An 18,242-nucleotide genomic window follows, 5' to 3' on the forward strand; every position below is an offset into this window, starting at 1 on the left:
CATGAGTAATCTACTTCAAGTTCAAGCAGGTACAAAATCATATGGCCCCAGAGTGCTTTTTAACGACACTTATTTTGCCATCAATGAAGAAGAACATGTTGGAGTCATTGGTCCAAATGGGGCTGGAAAAACAACTCTATTTAAAATTTTAACAAACCAAGAAACTCTTGATTCAGGAAATATCGTTAAATCAAAATCTTTGCGCATCGGTTATTTAGCTCAACATGATCAATGGGGCGCAAATGAAACCGTTGAAGAGTATTTAAGTAAAGACTGTGTGTCGCCTCTTTGGGAGCTAAAAGCGTTGGGTAACGACCTTGGCCTCACTGAAGAGCTTTTCGCAAAACCAATCACTTCTCTGAGCGGCGGATATCGTATGCGCTGCAAGCTTTTGTATTTAATAGGTCAAGAGCCCAGTCTCATGCTTCTTGATGAACCGACAAATTATTTAGATCTTGAAACTACTTTGGTGTTAGAAAAATTTTTGCAAGGTTACAAAGGAGCTTTCTTACTTATTTCCCATGACCGTGAGTTTTTACGAAGAACAACAGATCATGTGCTCGAAATAGAGACTGGCGATATTACAAAATTTAATGGCAATCTTGATGATTATTTTGAGCAAAAAGAAATGTTACGTTCACAACTTGAGGCGCGTGCACTTTCGTTAAAAGAAAAACGTGATGAAGTTTTGCAGTTTGTTGCGCGCTTTGGTGCCAAGGCAAGTAAGGCAAAACAAGCACAATCAAGATTAAAGTCTTTAAATAAAATGGAAACCATTGAATTGAAAGCGCTTCCAGTTACGGCGGCGATTAAACTTCCGCCACCCATAAGAACCGGCAAGCTTATCATGACCATTGATAATGCAAATCTTGGTTATGGAGATCATGTTGTTTTAAAAAATGTGAATTACAAACTACAAAATGGTGATCATCTTGCTGTAGTCGGTCTTAATGGTGCGGGCAAATCGACATTCTTAAAAGTATTGGCTCAAGTAATGAGCCCGTTATCTGGAAAAGTAGAAACGGGATATCAAGTTTCAGTTGGCTATTATGCTCAACACGTTGCTGAGAATCTTAATTCGAAAAGTACCGTTATCGAAGCGATGATGGCAAAAGCACTTCCTGAGGTTACACGACAAGAAGGTCTTAATATGGCTGGGTCTCTGCTTTTTTCAGGCGATGCAATTCAAAAAAAGATTTCAGTACTTTCTGGTGGTGAAAAATCTCGTGTAGCACTCGGCCAGATTCTACTTCAAAAAGCACCATGCCTTGTTCTTGACGAACCTACCAACCATCTTGATTTTCAAACTGTTGAAGCGCTTACCCAAGCGTTGATGAAATATGAAGGAACACTCGTGGTTGTAAGCCATGATAGAAGTTTTATTCGCCGTGTGGGTACTAAAATTTTAGAGATCAATCATGGTGAGGTAAATGTTTATCCAGGCACTTATGATGAATATGTTTGGAGTCTTCAAAAAGGAGAGCTCTCAAAGAGAGCTGCATCTAAAGAGAGCTTTCAAACTGCTGAAGTGGTTGTTGAAGAACCTAAATGGGAACGGCCCGCGGGTTTTAATTATAAAGAAACCAAAAAAAATCTCGATCGCCAACTCAAACAATGTGAAAAATCAGTTATTGAAATTGATTCTCAACTTGCAAATCTCAATCTCAAACTTGCTGTCTTAAACGATAGAATTGCAGCTGGCTCTGGCGATAATCTTTCGCAAATGACAAAGGACCTTGTAGAAATTCAAAAACAAATTGATGAGCTTGAATCACAATGGCTATCAAATAGTGAGAAAAAAGAGGAGACCTTAAAATCATTAAATGATCTTTCTAATTCACAGAGTAAGTCGTGATTTCTTTTTTAAACAGTGATCCTTATCCACTTCTACCATCAGAATCTCATTCATATGCACAAGCGCAACAGCATTCCCATCATGTTGATGAATGGTTGGGTCTACAATCTGAGAAAATTGAAAAAAATCTTTCTGAAAATGGGTGTGCGTTAAAAGCCGGGCATTCTAAAGAGCGTCAAGAACTTTGGATTGGATTAGCTGTTAAAAGTTTATTAACTCCCTATACAGAAATTCGAAGCATGCTTGAGAAATTAAACCCACAAGCTGGAAGTGTGGTGGTTGATTTAGGTGCGGCGTATGGAAGAATGGGGTTTGTTATTGGAAGGCATTACCCGGACGTTAATTTTGTGGGTTATGAATTTGTGGGCGAGAGAGTAAAAGAAGGGCGCCGGTGTTTAGAGGCTTTTAAGTATAATTTGGTGAAATTAGAACATGCCGATTTAAGCTCTCCAGATTTCACGCCACTTAATGCTGATTATTATTTTATTTATGACTACGGAAATGAAAAAGCAGTTGAGAAAACACTTCATGATTTAAGGCGCATTGCTCAAACTCGGGAAATTACTGTTATCGGAAGAGGAAGATTGTCACGTGAGCTTATTGAGCGTCGGCATCCCTGGCTTTCGCGTATGAAAACACCTGAGCATTGTGGGCATATTTCGATATATCGCACTTAAAAATGCTTAAAAATATTTATCGTAAAGCAAAAATAGCAAAATACACACCGACATTAAACTTAAGATCAACACTGCACCTGCTGCGCAATCTTTGGCTTTTGCGATGACGGGGTGAACTTCTGGGTGTAGGCGATCCATCATGTTTTCAAGTGCTGTATTAATAAGCTCAGCACTCAATACACAACCTATGGCCAAGAAAAAAATCGCACACCAAATAGCGCTGGGTTGAATTATTAGTAAAATTGAGATCGCACCACAGCTGAGTGTTACTTGGGTGCGAAAACTGGCTTCTGATTTCAGGGTGTTTTTAATTCCTGAAAGTGCAAATTGTAATCTTTGGTGAAACGGTCTGTTTTTCATATTTAGATTTCATTTTCCCATTAAATTTTTTAGAATTGCCAGTGCTATATTGATTAGTTGTGACAAGTTAAGTCATGGTTTAACGAAGGGAAGTATCAAATGGAGATCGCCACACTTGCTGGAGGTTGTTTTTGGGGAATGGAAGAAATCATTCGTCAAATTCCTGGTGTGCTTAAAACTACAGTTGGATACACCGGTGGCAAAATAGAAAACCCGATTTACGAACAAGTCAAAACAGGTGCAACTGGTCATGCCGAAGCTATTGAAATTGTTTTTGATCCAACAAAAACATCGTTTGATATTATTTTAAGATATTTTTTTAAAATGCATGACCCTACAACTTTAAACAAACAAGGTAATGACATCGGAAGCCAGTATCGTTCATCTATTTTTTATCACAGTGATGAGCAAAAAAAGTCAGCTGAAAATATAAAAGAGGAGATTGATAAGTCAGGTAAGTGGGGTAAAAAAATTGTAACAGAAATATTACCCGTTCAAAAATTTTATTCCGCCGAAGATTATCATCAAAAATACTTGGTGAAAAACCCAGGTGGATATACTTGTCACTTCATGCGCGATTAAATAATTACGAATCATAGAAAAAGCGTCGAAATTCTATGCAGCTATGCATTGGTTTTATTGAGAATTTACCTCAATCTTAGTCCAGTAATACCGATGAGATAATTGTATGGGCTTAAATAATACTTCTACGGGCAGTCATCCAGGGCTATTGTCACCAAGACCACCATCGGTGGGTCAATCTGGGGTACCATCTTCGAAAGTTTCTTCGTTTTCGCGCGAATCTGCCCCAATTGCTGCGGGTTGGGTGCGTGTACTTTCATTTTTTATAGATAATTTTGTAATGTCGATTTTGATCGGATTTATTTCAAGCCCCTGGTCACGTGGTCTCACTGAAGCCATGGCATTGGGAAACAAACTAGCAGTTATCACAAGCATCATTCATTTATTCTTAATCACTTCAGCAATAGCTTATTTGTATGGAGTGATTCCAGTTGCAGTTTGGAATGCAACGCCGGGAATGATGGTTTTTGGACTTAAAATTGTAAATTCATATACGGGCCAAAAAATCGGTTGGAAAACTGCAATTAGACGAACAAATGTATTTTGGTTTGCAAATATTGCGATGGGATTTGGTCTCATTGGTGCATTCACAGATAAATTTCGAAGAACATGGCATGATCTTCATGCAGAAACCATCGTCATTCGCCCCCATCATCGAGCTCACTATCCAGGCCTGTTTGAAAAAGCAGTGGGGAACGCCGCGGTTTATGGCGTTGTAATTCTCTTCATGGGGTTGGTTTATGAGGTAACAATAAAACAAAATACACCAGGGTTTGAAAATGCATTTTTAAAAGAATTAGAAAAATCTGAAGGATTATCTGAGGGACTATCTGAAGTTAAAAACGAGAGACATATCGCCAGTGAATCAAAACTGCTTGATGGATGCAAAGGTACTGATAAAAAAAATCCAGTTCCACAAGGAAAATCAGAAATTGCTCAACGCTTAGAAGACCATCAATTAAGGGGTTATCCGCTTACGTGTTTAGAAGCAGTAGCAGAGCGAGCGCTAGTTACAAACAATAAAGATGAACAGGCTTATTTCGCAAAGGCTGTAACAAGCACTGATCAAAAACATGAGTCTGATTATTTTAAAAAGATTTGCGAGGTTTCACCTCAATCGAGAACTTGTAATTTGGTAAAGGTAGTTGAGTTTCATGACCAGGGCAAATACGCAGAGGCAGCGGGCCTAGTTTTGCCACTGATGCAGGTAAATGATTTCGTATCACTTTGGGCTTATGATTACCTTATTGCCGAATTTAAATTTAATGAAACCCTAGAGCATTTTAACAAATATAATGTAGAAAAATCTGAATTCAGACAATTCAACACATTAAGAAGTTATATGGGTGTTGGGCGTGAGGCTGAAGCTAGAGCGGGTTTTGAATCATGGCTTTCCGTGAATAGCGGAAAGCCATTGTTGTATCTGCCTGCAATTAATATTTGCTCTATTGATGTCGCGGGTGAATGTTCAACTTCAGAAAGCCTTGGTTGTAAAAAACTTGCTAAGATATTAGATGGCTCTAAATTAAAAGACTATGAAGGCTATTTTCTTGGTCGTCATGCGCTTTGCCAAAACAAAACCGAAGAAGCTGAAAAATTATTTTCGACGGTGGTCTCAGCTGACTTGATAAACGCAGAAAAACTTGGTGTTCAGAATAAACACTTCGAAGCAATTGAATTGTATAAAAAAGTTATAGCCGCTAAAGATTCAAGTAAAGAAATAAAGGGTATTGCACAATTACGTGTGGCTTGGCTTAACAGCGATAAATTAAAGAATCACGCTGAAGCTCTAAGTGCTTTTAAATTGGCAGATCGTCATATCATGCCGCTTGTGTGGTTAACTGTAGGGCGACAAATTCAAAAAATTGAGATGAATGAGAAGTTATATGGCCAGGCAACTGAATTTGCACAATTTATGTTAAGTATTAACCCTCAAGATGAAATTTTGAAGCAACAATTATCCATCGCACAAACAGCTTTGATACCTGTGAGAGCACCCGCCTCTGTTAAACGATTACCTCAACAACGAAAAAGAAAATGATTATTCTACCTTGGTTGCGTGGAGTGCTAGGAGCTCATCGTGCCCCAGTCACATGGGTTTTGTTTATTATGAATCTTGGTTTTGCATTGATTACGTTTCCGGGTGATTACGAGGGTAGTAAACAGCTCAAAAAAATTGTTACACCAGAGTTTCTTCGCTCCAATGGCCGAATTTATGCAGACTATTTAGAGAAAAATAAAGAAGAAGGTACTCATTTAAATCGAATGATCGCGGGGCGCGTTTTAAGTGTTGAGCAAGAGCCTGAATTTTTGGGTAGTCTCGCACTTCAAGATCGAGGCTTTTTATCTCAAGCGCGTGTTCTGGCGCCCGCGGGAGATCAAGTTGCTTTTACTGAGTGGCAAGAAAAGGTAAATTCATTTCATGATATTTGGTCAAGTCTGCCTTCAATTTTTTGGGGTTTGTCGACTGATTCAAAAGGAGGTGTGCAGTGGATATCTCACGCCTTCACACATGGCGGGTACTTACATCTGCTGGGTAATATGTATTTTCTATTAATTTTTGGTTCACTTGTTGAAATATGGCTCGGTTCTGCAGTTTTTTTTCTAGGTTATTTAGGATGCGGATTATTTTCAGCTATCGCATATATTTTAGTTCAAGCAGAACCTGGTATTCCCATTGTTGGCGCGTCAGGTGCAATTTCAGGAATCATGGGTTTGTTTTGCGCGCGCTACTTTAAAACAAGAGTAAAGTTTTTCTACATGCTTTTACCAATACCTATAAAAACATTCATGGGAACTTTTACTGCTCCCGCTGGTATTGCGTTACTTTTATGGATACTTCAAGACGTAACCGGAATGATGGCTAGTCCTGTTGGTGCAGGTGGTGTCGCCCACGCGGCACATTTAGGTGGATTTTTAGCCGGACTCACCATGGGTGCGTTGATGGTTAAAATTCAACCTGTAGATGCACATTTATAAATGAAGTTGTGGCTCAACATTTCGCGTAGTTGAAGTGAGAAGACCTGACTTCATATTTTCTTGGATTTGTTTGAATTCTTTTGGAAGCTTTGTGCCTAGTGAAGAAAAGAATTCAGCGTGAGAATCTAATTCTTTTTTCCATTTGTCAGCGTCCACCGACATCAATTCATCAAAAAGATTTTTGGTGATTTCTTCAAGGCCTGTCCAATCTAAATCTTTATAGCGTGGAACAAAACCAAGTGCGCTTTCATGGGCTTCTGCTTTTTGAGTCAATCGTTCAAAGATCCATTTTAAGACGCGCATATTATCGCCGTAACCTGGCCAAATAAATTTACCTTCAGCATTTTTTCTAAACCAATTAACACCAAAAATACGTGGAGATTTTTTTGACTTACGTCCAACATTGATCCAGTGATTAAAATAATCAGCCATGTGGTAACCACAAAAAGGAAGCATCGCCATCGGGTCACGTCTTACTTGACCAACCACACCCGTTGCGGCGGCAGTCGTTTCTGAACCAGTAGTTGCTGCGAGATAAACGCCATGATCCCAATTTTTTGCTTCATAAACTAAGGGAATTGTATCAGCTCTGCGCCCACCAAAAATAAAAGCACTGATAGGAACCCCAGTCGGGTTAAGCCATTCTTTATCTATTGAAGGGCATTGCTCAGCGGGTACAGTAAATCTAGCATTTGGATGCGAAGCTCTACGCCCGCAATCGGGTGTCCACTCTTGACCTTGCCAATCCGTAAGTTTTGCTGGAGGTGTTGGAGTAAGACCTTCCCACCAAACATCACCATCTTCTGTTAACGCGACGTTTGTAAAAATAGTATTTTTACTAATTGTCGCCATCGCATTGGGATTTGTTCTATATGAAGTACCTGGTGCAACGCCAAAGTATCCAGCTTCTGGATTGATGGCGTGAAGTTGCCCGTTTGCATCGGGTTTGATCCATGCGATGTCATCACCAATTGTTGTGACTTTCCAGCCATTAAATGTTTTTGGTGGAATGAGCATGGCAAAATTTGTTTTTCCACAGGCGCTGGGAAATGCTGCTGCAACATATTTTTTCTCATGTGTTGGGGATTCAACACCTAAAATTAACATATGTTCTGCAAGCCAACCTTCGTCGCGACCCATGGTTGATGCGATTCTTAATGCAAAACATTTTTTTCCTAAAAGCGCATTGCCGCCGTAACCACTTCCAAAAGACCAAATGGCTCGCTCCTCAGGAAAGTGAACAATATATTTTTCATCTTTATTGCAAGGCCAAGCAATGTCTTGCTGACCTTCTGCAAGTGGAGCTCCCACTGAATGTAGGCATTTTACAAAGTCACCATCGCCTAACACATCAAGTGCAGCTTTACCCATGCGGGTCATGATTTTCATATTTACAGCAACATAAGGTGAATCAGAAAGTTCAACGCCAATTTGTGAAATAGGTGAACCTAACGGACCCATGCAAAACGGGATCACATAAAGTGTGCGACCTTTCATGCAGCCTTTAAAAAGGCCGTTGAGTTTTTGTTTCATTTCAACCGGTGCCATCCAGTTATTTGTGGGGCCGGCATCATCTTTATTTTGGCTGCAGATAAAAGTGCGATCTTCTACACGTGCAACATCTGATGGATCAGAACATGCGAGATAGCTGTTGGGGCGTTTCTCTGGATTGAGTTTTGTAAGTGTGCCTGATTTAACCATTTGCGCGCACAATGAATCGTACTCAGCATCTGATCCATCGCACCAATAAACATTTGATGGTTGGCAAAGTGCTGAGATCTCATCAACCCACGCAAGTAATTTTTGATTTCTATGGCTACCCATACCGAACTTCCCCTCCAGTAATTATGGTGATTTGACTAAGTTAAGATGCGGGAGCGTTAATTTCCACTGAAAAATACAATACAATAACGCCCCGCATAACTCTGTGGAGTATCTGTACATTTGGTTTGAGGGCTATCAAGTTACTGAAGGCTCATAGCCATGATTAGAAGTAGATGACCTACTCCGTTAAATGCAGTCCTCTTACCTGATAATCATTTTTTAAAGTTTCATACAAAGATACATTCATCAGTTTAGCATTTTTTAAAAGAGCATTTGCAAGATCAGAATACGAACTAAAAGTCCTAAGTTCAGAGATGGTTTTAATATATAGTAATTTTATTCTCTCAATACCAAATTGAAATGTTGCTCGCCAAAGAGGTTGATTGATAACAGAAGAACTTAAATAAGGGTCAGGTAATGCGTAGTTCTCAGATTGAATTAGATCAGCATCAATACTTTTAAGCTTTTTTAATCCCTTCATCGCAAATGCAGGGTAATTTTGTAAAATTATAGGCTCAGCGAGTAGTCTCACCTTAGCCTCACGTTTAGATATTAAAAGATCTGGAAATCGAATAAAATTATCGATATCAAAGCTAAACCCGCCAGCTTTTCCGATTTGTGAGCTCCCTGTAAATAGGGCGGAGAGTAGGTTTGCTGTGCCCTCATGAATACCAAGATTTTGAACACCTTCCATATTCGTCTTACCGTCTGCATTTCCAAATATTTCCTGTCCAGCGGCATTGAAGTGCACAAAATGTCCAATTTCATGGGCAAGTATAGAAATATCAAGAGCGGGTCTAGGATAGGCAAGAACCATTGTTTTTATTGTCGCATAACCACCTGTAGTTGGCAGACTCACATCTTTGCTTAAGTTGATTTCTAAATCATGAAGCAGGGGCAGGCCAAGTTTTAAAAAAACTGCGTTATAATATTCAAGTGCTTTTGTAGCATAGTAATATGTGTGAACAAAAGCAAAACGCTCATCATTAAGATCAAAACAAAAACAACCTTTATTATCTGATTTAATATTCTCAGGAAGTTTTGCAAAATGAATTAATTTATTTTGAAGCACTCCACCTGAGAACTCAGGCAGTACAACTTCAATAGAAATAGGATTAGTATCTTGAAAGATGGCAATTTGGCCGTGCACAACATTAGAGGCAAAGCTTGAGCTGGATACTAAAAAACTAAGGCTTGAAATAATGTTTAATGCCCAATTTCTAAACACGTTTACCTCGTTCATTCCTATTAATTTAAAAACAGCCACAACTTATATCTCACTTTCAAATAGGAAGGAAGATGCTATTCATGAAGTGATTGACTTCAATCTAAACTTGTGAAGAATCTTTCTACTGTAAAGAATTTGCAAAAGGGGGAATCATGAAATTTCTATTTATATTAGCCATCTGTATTTTTACAAACGTGAGCAGTTTAGAAGCAGCTCAACACTTAATGGCTACTTCTGAAATGGATGTTATATCGCCAAAATCCTGTGAAGAACTTACCAATCAAACAACAGGTACAACAGCGCTCTATAGGCAAATCATTAATAAATTTCAGAACGTAGGCGAATACATGTCTCAGTCCACAAATGTTTGTCAGGTAGATGCCACAGGCATGAATCACCTTACCTTTTACATGCTTATTATCGGAGATACACAAAATGCTCGATTTAAAAAGATTCTTGAATTAGTACGAGTGACACCTTTTGAAAATACACAACACATTCTTCGTACACCTACAAAAGTCATAGGTTATAAAACAGCCTCTACAGTAAAAAATAATATGTACATTTATAGAACACCAACAGCCAAAGAGGTATATGCAAACGGCATTGACGGCGCATTAGATGAGATTCGATCTATGCAATATGCCTTTGATCACGATACTGGTGTTGCATTTACAAAATTGGATAATATTTTTGGAAATCAAATTGGGATAGAGCTGGAAACTTCGTGGGTAGAACACCCAGGTTCAGCTGTTTTTTACCATGTTTTTCCAAGCTTTGAATTCGAAAATGGCGATAAGATTTCTGGTGTCTTAGGCTGGTATGCGGAGCGCGCACCTTTAAATTAGGTGTGTACGTTAGAATATAAACGCCTTAGTTTTTCAACCAGGGTATTTCGATTTCTATGCAAATTCACCGTTCTTTTAATAAATAGTTTCGGACTGATGTTTGTTTCGAAATACAACGTGAAACGAGCACCACAAGATTACACCTATAGAGTTAGGCTTCTATTAGATGCCTAACTTCATAGGGTGATAAATTCTGACTTAAGAAAATGAAGTCCGCAAGCGCGACTTAGTCAATAAGCCTACATATCTGATGATGGATTTCTAGAATCGATTGTGGGCATTTGTGTGTTTGTCTGCGCAACACCTTGTGAGGGCCACGGAGGTAGAGTTTGAAGGGAAGGTTGGAGTGCTGCTAAAAAAACGGACATCATCGTTGTCGGGACTGGTTCAGCTGATGGAAATTTTTTTCCAAGAGGGTCAATGTAGCGGCCATTTTGGAAAAATTCAAAATGCAGATGGGGCGCTGTTGATAAGCCAGTAGTGCCCACATGACCGATAACTTGGCCTTGGCTGACGCGAGCACCTTGGCGCACATTGATGCGACTTAAATGTAAATAAGCAGTTTCGTATACAGAGTTATGGCGAATTTTTATCGTGTTTCCACCGCCGCCACGAAAGCCTGCGATTTGCACAACGCCATCACCAACTGCGCGAATGGGTGTGCCGGTGGGTGCAGCGTAATCAACGCCTAAGTGTGGGCGTCTGATTTTTAAAATAGGGTGAAATCTAGCTTTTTGAAAACGTGATGAAATGCGCCCAAAACGCATGGGTGTTCTTAAAAACATTCTACGAAGACTTGATCCGTCGGGTGCAAAGTAACCTAAATCTTTGCCTTCTTGACGAAAGAGGATGGCGATATTTTTTTCGCCCACATTTTCGTATTCAGCTGCGAGGATCTTACCCCATCCGAAAGGTTGGCCATGTACGAGTCTTTGTTCTACCGATAAACGCCAACGATCATTAGGGCGAACTTCTCTGGCGAAATCAACTTGCCATGCGAAAATTTCAGCTAGCTCAGAAATAAGATTTGGATCCATACCTGCATTTTCTGCAGAACCCCAAAGTGTATCGGTAACAATGCCTGCATAGGTGACAAGTTTTATCTCAACAGTTTCGCGAATTATTTTTGCACTCCAGATAAGGGCTTTGGTTGTAGTATCAGTCTCTTTTTTAATTTCTAAAAATTCTTCTGGCGAAAATTTAAAAGTAATTCCTCTTAATTCTTTACTAGGTTCTGGTTCGCGAAAAAGTTGATATTTTGTACCAGCTCTAAGTTTGTTCAAATTAAAGTGTGGTTTGGTATTTTCAACGATTTGATGGATATCAAACCCTGTGAGTCCGGCTTCTTGCAAAATATCAAAAGCTGTTTTGTTTTTTTTCAATTCATACGGATATATTTCAGCTCTTGCTGCAGCTTGTGGATCTGTAGAGGGGATATCGTTTAGTCCGTAACCTGAGAGTTTGCGGCCACCAAAATAAATTCCAAAGCTGAACATCAAAATAACAAGGCAGAGGACGGTAATTTTTTTGAAACCAAGTTTTTTTACTTTTTCCATTTATCGATTATAAACAGAAAATTTCTTGCCCGACCAGTCAAGAATGCTTAAATATCGACACAGCGCGCGTGTCAGTGCGCGCTTTCGAAGTCCATTAACGCCTTTTCAGCAGCGAAATTCTTTTCAAAATGGAGACCTTGCTCAACGGGTAGGTCGAATTCGCCCCATGCTTTCCATCCACCTTCCATCTCGAGTACAGGAAAATCGTGAGAGGCAAAATGGTAAGCGGCTTTTGCACCCAAATGACATACATGTGAATAGCAATAAATCACGTTAGTTTGATCTTTTTTGAGAAGTGTCAAATCACCCCATTTTTCTTCTGGAATGTTTAAAGCGCCTGGAATGTGGCCCATCTCAAAATCAACCGCACTTCGTACATCAATGATGTGTGGCGCTTCACCTTCATCCATTAGATGTTTTATTTCCATTGGGCTAGCTGTGAAGTTTAATTTATTCTCAAAAAAATCTTTTGCTCTCTGAGGATCGAGTACTTTAAGAGTATTTTCCATAAAGTCGCTCACTTTCTTGTCTAAGGTTTGACAATATTCATTATGAGAAAGCAAATATGACGCCAAAAAACTGTCATTCGAAAATGGGAAATTTTGCCCCGTAACACGGAGATTATGTAGTGTATAAAAAAACCACCAGTGTATAGTTGACGGTTAGTAAAAGGTGGTGGATATTCCTATCGGATGAATCAGAACATGACTCAAAAAATATTAATCATTGATGATGATCAATCCATCAGAGAATCAGTATCTGAACTTCTTATTTCTGAGGGACATGAAGTTGTCACTGCAGCCAATGGCCTTGATGGGCTTGATCTACTTAAAAAAAATAAAATAAAACTTGTGATCGTTGATTTAAGAATGCCCATCATGGACGGTTGGGAGTTTAAACAAAGTCTCGATGCTGATCCTAGTTATAAAGAACTTCCTGTTTTTGTTTTCAGTGCAACTCCTGATTATCGACCACCAGGTATCACGGCTACAGGTTTTATTACAAAGCCGGTAGATATTGAAGAGCTGCTCCGAATGCTCGCGCCTTATTTAAAACATTAAATAATCAATTATTTCGCGAATTAGAAAATCCTGATTGTAATTTTTTAAGTTTGTTTACGTATGCATGAGGATTGTGTGCCCCACAATTTCCGATTGATGCTAATTGAAAACGGTTGCGCACGAATTGTTCTCCGCGCTGTGGCCCACAAAGATGAATGATGGCCGCTAGCTCTTGTTTTTGTTGAGTGTTTGGTGGAGCTCCTCGATATCTTTTTATTAATTTTGTTACATGATAATCTAAATAGGCTGCTGTCATTTCAATTGCATGACTGGGAATTAATCGGTTGTATGCAAAGTTAAACCAACACGAACCAATTTCATACCATGGACCATCTTTTACGACTTCTCCATTGTGAATGCAGAATCTTTTCATTTGGGCATAAGTTCCATCTGTAATTTGAAACAAACCAGCAGCACTTGAAGCGGGTGCAAAAATTTTAAATGGATTTGTAGAAAACGACCATTGCCAATATGTACGTGCTATTGGATTTCCTTGAGTTTCAGTTTGCGCAAGAGCTGCCAAAAAATCTGAAGTTATAATTGATGTAGAGTGATCTTTGAAGTCAGATCCTAGATTTTGCCACGTATTTCGTGGACTGTTATAGAAATGAGAGTCGAAAAGTCCAATGACTTCTGAGGGCTTATTGATGGCGTGATAACACCAGTTGATGGTAAAAAAACTAGGGATCGCTATGACCCAAAATTTTAACCAGGCAAGTTTTTTTTTGCGTTTAGTCGCCATTTATTAAGTATATGTGAAAATGCGATTTATAGTCATCTATCATAGATAATCTCAATGCCATTTAGACTTTGGCCGAGATTTGTTGTAAATAAAACCCCTATGAAGTGTATTTCGATTGTTTTCTTTTTAATGAGTTTTATGAGTCAAAGTAGCGCTCAGCAAATCGTCGTGGAAGGAGCCTTGCAGTTGAATGAGAAATCTCAATGGTTTGAAGTAGCGCATCAAAGTAAGGGGGTAATCTTACTTGCTCACGGGCTTAATATGAAGCCTTCTAAAATGGATTCACTATCTAAGTTTTTTCACTCCGAAGGTTACGATGTCTATCGCATAGCACTCAGTGGTCATCGCGGAGATCTTCAAGAAATGCGAGAGGTCACTAAAGAAAAATGGAAAACTGAAAGTCTTCAGCATTACGAAGAAGCGAAAAAACTGGCGCTGTCTAAAGCAGTGCCCTTGTACTTTGTGGGTTTTTCACTTGGCGGTTTGCTTTATCAAGAATTGATAAATACAGAAACACATATCATCTTTGAGCGAGTTGTCCTTTTTGCACCGGCAATATCAATGCATGCACGCACGCAGCTTTTAAAAGCTGTTCGCATATTTAAACCTCAGCTCATGATATTTAGCATGAGCCCCATTGAATACCGCGCCAATGTCGAAGGTACTTCTGTGGGTGCGTATAATGTTCTATTTAATGCGATCTCAAATCTTAGAATGCAGAACTTTAAAGCCTCAAATATTCCAACTTTACTTTTCATCGACCCGAAAGACGAGGTGATTAGTTATAAAGGAATAATGAAAATAAAAAATCAGTTTCAATTAGATCAATGGAATTTGGTCGAGGTCACTAACTCTAGCTCGACACTTTCACAATCAATGCATCATATTATTACAGATGAAGCTGCTGTCGGCACAAGTCAGTGGAATATAATTAAAGATTTAATACGCCAACATTTTAATTATTTTGGAAGTCCTCGAAGATAATTATTTACTCCGTGAAGAACTTCTTGAGGAATTTCGTGTCCTCCGCTAAAAGTTTGTAATTTTCCTTTAAGCCCCGCATCTAAAAGAGTTTTCTCTAAGGCTTGTGCGCCTTGAAGTCCGAGTAGGTCGTCGCGAGTTCCATGACTTTGGTAAAAAGAAAGTCCTGTGCGATTTTTTGCTTTTTCGGCCCAAATTTTTCCATCTAACAATGCGCCTGACATAATGATGAGCCCTTTTGGTGGTTCAGGTGCATAGAGTGTTAACGCTGTAGCAAGCATTGCACCTTGGCTAAAGCCTCCGAAGATTACTTGGGAAAGAGGAATGTTTAAGGTTTTAAGCATTTCAAAAACTTTTTCTCTGGCTTGTTTAATTCCAGGTGGTGTTGTGTTTGAAAGATCTCGATGTGTGCCTTCAGCACGCGCTCTATCAAGTGCTTCAATATCAATCGGAAACCACGCCCGTGCTGAAAAATGAGGTCCCAGTTCGACTTCCATTGTTCCGTTAGGAAACAACCAAGTTGTGCCCGGGGGGGCTGAAATAACATTTGCCAGTGGAACTAAATCAGTGGCGTCTGCACCATAGCCATGGAAAAAAACTATACACGGGCTTTTGGGTTGCCCTGGAATTTCGATAACTTCAAGAGAGCCGATTTTTCTCATTTTTGAAGGTCGTGCCATGATGTACCTCGTTCATTCTTGTTAAGATAAAATTAATATCAGAAACACTTTTTGTTTTTTTGATTTCATCAAACCATAGAAGCTCACGTCTCTGGTTTGCCATTTTAAGCCATTGTTTAATACGACAAACCGTATATTGAGTATCGGGAGATTTATCTTTGGTGAGGTCAATAAAACGTGTGAGAAGTGGTGCCCAGTCAGATATTTCAATGCCGATGGGGTGAAGATCTTGTGCCGCAATAGATAATTTTGAGTGAATGGGTAAACCTAGTTCATGTGCAATTTGATGTTGTAATGATGGATTCGCTAATGCGCCTCGACCAATCATGAAATGTTCACAATTTGTTTCAACTTGGCATTTTTTAAAATCTTCTAAGGTCCAAATTTCCCCATTTGCAACAACGGGTATACTAAGTTGTTTTTGTACTTCGCCGATGTATTTCCAGTGAGCTGGTGGTGCGTAGCCTTGGGTTTTTGTGCGTGCGTGAATGGTGATCCAGCTGGCTCCACCATCTTGGGCTTTTTTTGCATTGGTAAATATGGAATCCATATTATCCCAACCTAAACGAAGTTTTGCTGAAACGGGAATGTGAGATGGAACTGCCTCGCGAACTGCTTTTACAATTTCTTTAATGCGTTCAGGGTATTTTAAAAGTGTAGCGCCGCCATCGTTGCGATTCACTGTGGGTGCGGGGCAGCCAAAATTAATATCAATTGCCAAAGCTCCAAGTTCAATTGCAGTTTGAGCACTTTTTGCCATCAGTTCGGCATTGCCACCCAGTAGTTGAATTTGAACGGGTACTTGTGAAAAAGTTTTTGCACCATGATTTAATTCGGGGGCGTGTTTGAGATAAACTTTTTTGGGTAAAAGTTCTTGGCTGATGCGTAAGAATTCAGCGACACAATAGCTAAATCCACCGCGTTCTGTGAGTAAAGTGCGCATGGGATAATCCGTCACTCCCTCCATTGGAGCGAGAACAAGGGCTGGTTTGTTTTTCTCAATCCAATTAAAACTCATCTGTTGATGTATTTGTGAAGTTCAGAAATATCAGGAAGATTTCCAATGCGTTCATTGGTATTTCCTTTTTGCTGAGTGCCTGTTTTTCTTAATGCTTCACGCATTTGTAATGGGGTTAAGAGCTTACCTTCAGCTTTAGCGATTCCAGAGAGTGCAGCAACTACGCCGGCTACAATAGCTGTTGCACTTGAGGTGCCTGAAAAACGTGCTGTGTAATTGTTGGTGGGATTGGTTCCATAAAGATCGCCAAAACCAGTAGTCGTAACATCTTCACCGTAACCAAAAGCGTCGATTCGATTGCCAAAATTTGAAAGCCATACGCGACTCAGATGATTAAAACTTGTAGGTGGAGCACCAGCGCCAACTAAAACCGCTCCTGAATCTCGTACTTGAATATCAAAGGCTCCTAAATTTGCTTTGTCATCAAGACTGCTTGAACCATTTGCTCCAGCTGCTACGACATAAATACCTTTAAGTGAAGCAGTCTTTACCGCATTGAAAATCAATTCCCAATATTCAGCGGGGACATAACTAATGGGTCCTCTAGTTTGTTGTTCGATTATAAGAACATCGCCGGCAGATAACTGTGTGGTGGCTAATTCAATTGCACGCGCTGCAGATGAAAAATAATTTCCATCTCCGCTACTATCTACAGTGCCTGAAAATCCAAAAGCTGATTCGTGGGCAATTCCTGTTATTCCAGTGCCATTGTTTTTACCAGCGACTACGCCCCAAACGGCAGAGCCGTGTTCAAGGTTTAAGTTAGAATCACTACTCCAAAACGGAAGGTTAAAATCTTCGTGGTTTGCGATCCAACCCCTTTCAATATCGATTATTTTAATTCCTTTGCCTGTGCCACCGGGTGTTGCCCAGCCGTATTTAGCGTTTACACCTTGAGGTGCGGATTCTAAATAATTTTGTCGGTCTTGAAAATCTGGAGTGGAATCAAAACCGGGAGTAAAATCAAGTGTGTCCTCGATTTGTGAAGTTTTAGTTACGTGACTGAGATTTAATTTTGATTCAGAAATCACAGTGTCAAACAACTCAGGCTCAAAGTATGCGTAGGCAATATTGTGATCTGCATAGAGTGATTCTAGAAGTGCCTTGGCTTGGTCTTGTGTGGGTGCTTGAGTAAAATAATAATAATAATAATTTTCAAGATTAGGTGGTTTTATAGTTTTTGCGAAATGCGATGGCACATTGGGATATCTTTTTTTACCGCTTAAAAACACCGGCTCTACTTTGTACGAAATACTTGTGTTGAGTTTAAATTGACTTTTGTTAATGGGTGCTGATTTTCCAAAGATATTAGAATTAAGTATGTCTTTAAATTTTATCAGTAATATTTTTTCTTGAACGTACCCGTTTTTAAACATTGTTATTGATTCTTCAAGTGTATGCGCAAATGTTGAGGTCGTTAAATGGATATTGAGAATTATTAAAAGCAGAATTCTAAAATTTGAAATTTGCATATTTATTTTATCCTCACGGAGGGGCGTGTCCATATAAACACCAATACACATAAAATTATCGATGCGATCACAATTTTAATAGTTTGTGAGATCGGGCCCCAGATCAAGGGGTAACTTATAAGTACAAAAATCATAATGGTAGCTGCGATTTTTGCTTGGAGCTCAATGACTCCGTGTCGTTCCCAATCTTTTAACATGGGCCCGATATGGGGAAGTGAGATGAGCCAATGATGAAGTTTGGGTGAACTTTTTGAAAAACAAAGTGCTGCTAAAATTAAAAACGGAACACCAGGAATTAATGGTAAAATAATTCCTAAAATACCCAAAGCTACAAATATAAAACCTAGAGCAGTTAAAATGTAGTTCATCGGTGGCTTCA

The 18,242-nt window shown here is 39.3% G+C and carries 18 protein-coding genes; 8 read left to right on the forward strand and 10 right to left on the reverse strand.

Going from position 1 to position 18,242, the window contains the following annotated elements:
• Position 1 precedes the first annotated feature (1 nt).
• Both SGI74_04450 and SGI74_04455 read left to right on the forward strand, forming a co-directional pair.
• A complete protein-coding gene (locus SGI74_04450; GenBank protein ID MDZ4676741.1) occupies positions 2-1,855 on the forward strand; it encodes an ABC-F family ATP-binding cassette domain-containing protein in 1,854 nt (617 codons plus the stop codon).
• Complete coding sequence (locus SGI74_04455; GenBank protein MDZ4676742.1) at positions 1,852-2,532, forward strand: class I SAM-dependent methyltransferase; 681 nt, start codon at positions 1,852-1,854, stop codon at positions 2,530-2,532. The genes SGI74_04450 and SGI74_04455 overlap by 4 nt, the downstream gene beginning before the upstream one ends.
• 6 nt (positions 2,533-2,538) lie before the next feature.
• On the opposite strand, the gene SGI74_04460 is transcribed toward SGI74_04455, so the two are convergent.
• Entirely contained in the window at positions 2,539-2,892 is a 354-nt protein-coding gene (locus tag SGI74_04460) for a diacylglycerol kinase (GenBank protein MDZ4676743.1), read from the reverse strand.
• Positions 2,893-2,991: 99 nt separating this feature from the next.
• Here SGI74_04460 and msrA point away from each other — a divergent pair, with 99 nt between their 5' ends.
• The 3 genes from msrA to SGI74_04475 all read left to right on the forward strand — a co-directional run bounded on the left by msrA (position 2,992) and on the right by SGI74_04475 (position 6,453).
• The gene (gene msrA, locus SGI74_04465; protein ID MDZ4676744.1) at positions 2,992-3,474 is read left to right on the forward strand and encodes a peptide-methionine (S)-S-oxide reductase MsrA; all 483 of its coding nucleotides are present in this window, start codon (positions 2,992-2,994) and stop codon (positions 3,472-3,474) included.
• A gap of 106 nt (positions 3,475-3,580) precedes the next feature.
• Positions 3,581-5,515: an RDD family protein gene (locus SGI74_04470; protein MDZ4676745.1), complete on the forward strand. Its 1,935-nt coding sequence runs from the start codon at positions 3,581-3,583 to the stop codon at positions 5,513-5,515.
• A complete protein-coding gene (locus SGI74_04475; GenBank protein ID MDZ4676746.1) occupies positions 5,512-6,453 on the forward strand; it encodes a rhomboid family intramembrane serine protease in 942 nt (313 codons plus the stop codon). The genes SGI74_04470 and SGI74_04475 overlap by 4 nt, the downstream gene beginning before the upstream one ends.
• On the opposite strand, the gene SGI74_04480 is transcribed toward SGI74_04475, so the two are convergent.
• Together SGI74_04480 and SGI74_04485 are read right to left on the reverse strand one after the other, a co-directional pair.
• Positions 6,448-8,277 carry a phosphoenolpyruvate carboxykinase (GTP) gene (locus SGI74_04480; protein ID MDZ4676747.1) on the reverse strand — a complete coding sequence of 610 codons (1,830 nt, stop codon included), beginning with the start codon at positions 8,275-8,277 and terminating at the stop codon, positions 6,448-6,450. The two genes, SGI74_04475 and SGI74_04480, sit on opposite strands and share 6 nt — an antisense overlap.
• 178 nt (positions 8,278-8,455) lie before the next feature.
• Positions 8,456-9,520 carry a hypothetical protein gene (locus tag SGI74_04485; protein ID MDZ4676748.1) on the reverse strand — a complete coding sequence of 355 codons (1,065 nt, stop codon included), beginning with the start codon at positions 9,518-9,520 and terminating at the stop codon, positions 8,456-8,458.
• A 137-nt stretch (positions 9,521-9,657) separates the two neighbouring features.
• On the opposite strand from SGI74_04485, the gene SGI74_04490 reads away from it, so the two are divergent.
• Complete coding sequence (locus SGI74_04490) at positions 9,658-10,353, forward strand: hypothetical protein (GenBank protein ID MDZ4676749.1); 696 nt, start codon at positions 9,658-9,660, stop codon at positions 10,351-10,353.
• Between the two features lie 239 nt (positions 10,354-10,592).
• Here SGI74_04490 and SGI74_04495 read toward each other — a convergent pair whose 3' ends face one another.
• Both SGI74_04495 and SGI74_04500 read right to left on the reverse strand, forming a co-directional pair.
• On the reverse strand, positions 10,593-11,909 hold the full coding sequence (locus SGI74_04495; GenBank protein ID MDZ4676750.1) for a peptidoglycan DD-metalloendopeptidase family protein: 1,317 nt from the start codon (positions 11,907-11,909) through the stop codon (positions 10,593-10,595).
• A gap of 71 nt (positions 11,910-11,980) precedes the next feature.
• Positions 11,981-12,472 (reverse strand): rhodanese-like domain-containing protein, encoded by a 492-nt coding sequence (locus SGI74_04500; GenBank protein ID MDZ4676751.1) that lies wholly within the window; start codon positions 12,470-12,472, stop codon positions 11,981-11,983.
• A 129-nt stretch (positions 12,473-12,601) separates the two neighbouring features.
• Between SGI74_04500 and SGI74_04505 the strand changes: the two genes are divergently transcribed.
• Positions 12,602-12,970: a response regulator gene (locus tag SGI74_04505; protein MDZ4676752.1), complete on the forward strand. Its 369-nt coding sequence runs from the start codon at positions 12,602-12,604 to the stop codon at positions 12,968-12,970.
• A gap of 4 nt (positions 12,971-12,974) precedes the next feature.
• On the opposite strand, the gene SGI74_04510 is transcribed toward SGI74_04505, so the two are convergent.
• Positions 12,975-13,712: a lytic transglycosylase domain-containing protein gene (locus SGI74_04510; GenBank protein ID MDZ4676753.1), complete on the reverse strand. Its 738-nt coding sequence runs from the start codon at positions 13,710-13,712 to the stop codon at positions 12,975-12,977.
• A 186-nt stretch (positions 13,713-13,898) separates the two neighbouring features.
• Here SGI74_04510 and SGI74_04515 point away from each other — a divergent pair, with 186 nt between their 5' ends.
• Entirely contained in the window at positions 13,899-14,696 is a 798-nt protein-coding gene (locus SGI74_04515) for an alpha/beta hydrolase (GenBank protein ID MDZ4676754.1), read from the forward strand.
• Here SGI74_04515 and SGI74_04520 read toward each other — a convergent pair.
• Genes SGI74_04520 through SGI74_04535 form a run of 4 tightly spaced genes read right to left on the reverse strand, consistent with a single transcriptional unit; the run spans position 14,672 to position 18,231 of the window.
• The gene (locus tag SGI74_04520) at positions 14,672-15,373 is read right to left on the reverse strand and encodes an esterase (protein ID MDZ4676755.1); all 702 of its coding nucleotides are present in this window, start codon (positions 15,371-15,373) and stop codon (positions 14,672-14,674) included. The two genes, SGI74_04515 and SGI74_04520, sit on opposite strands and share 25 nt — an antisense overlap.
• On the reverse strand, positions 15,333-16,391 hold the full coding sequence (locus SGI74_04525) for a tRNA-dihydrouridine synthase family protein (GenBank protein MDZ4676756.1): 1,059 nt from the start codon (positions 16,389-16,391) through the stop codon (positions 15,333-15,335). Before SGI74_04525 ends, SGI74_04520 begins: the two co-directional genes overlap by 41 nt.
• The gene (locus tag SGI74_04530; protein ID MDZ4676757.1) at positions 16,388-17,896 is read right to left on the reverse strand and encodes a S8 family serine peptidase; all 1,509 of its coding nucleotides are present in this window, start codon (positions 17,894-17,896) and stop codon (positions 16,388-16,390) included. The genes SGI74_04525 and SGI74_04530 overlap by 4 nt, the downstream gene beginning before the upstream one ends.
• Positions 17,866-18,231 carry a YbaN family protein gene (locus SGI74_04535; protein MDZ4676758.1) on the reverse strand — a complete coding sequence of 122 codons (366 nt, stop codon included), beginning with the start codon at positions 18,229-18,231 and terminating at the stop codon, positions 17,866-17,868. Before SGI74_04535 ends, SGI74_04530 begins: the two co-directional genes overlap by 31 nt.
• Positions 18,232-18,242: the final 11 nt, after the last annotated feature.

The organism is Oligoflexia bacterium (assembly GCA_034439615.1).
Classification (GTDB): Bacteria; Bdellovibrionota; Bdellovibrionia; order JABDDW01; family JABDDW01; genus JAWXAT01.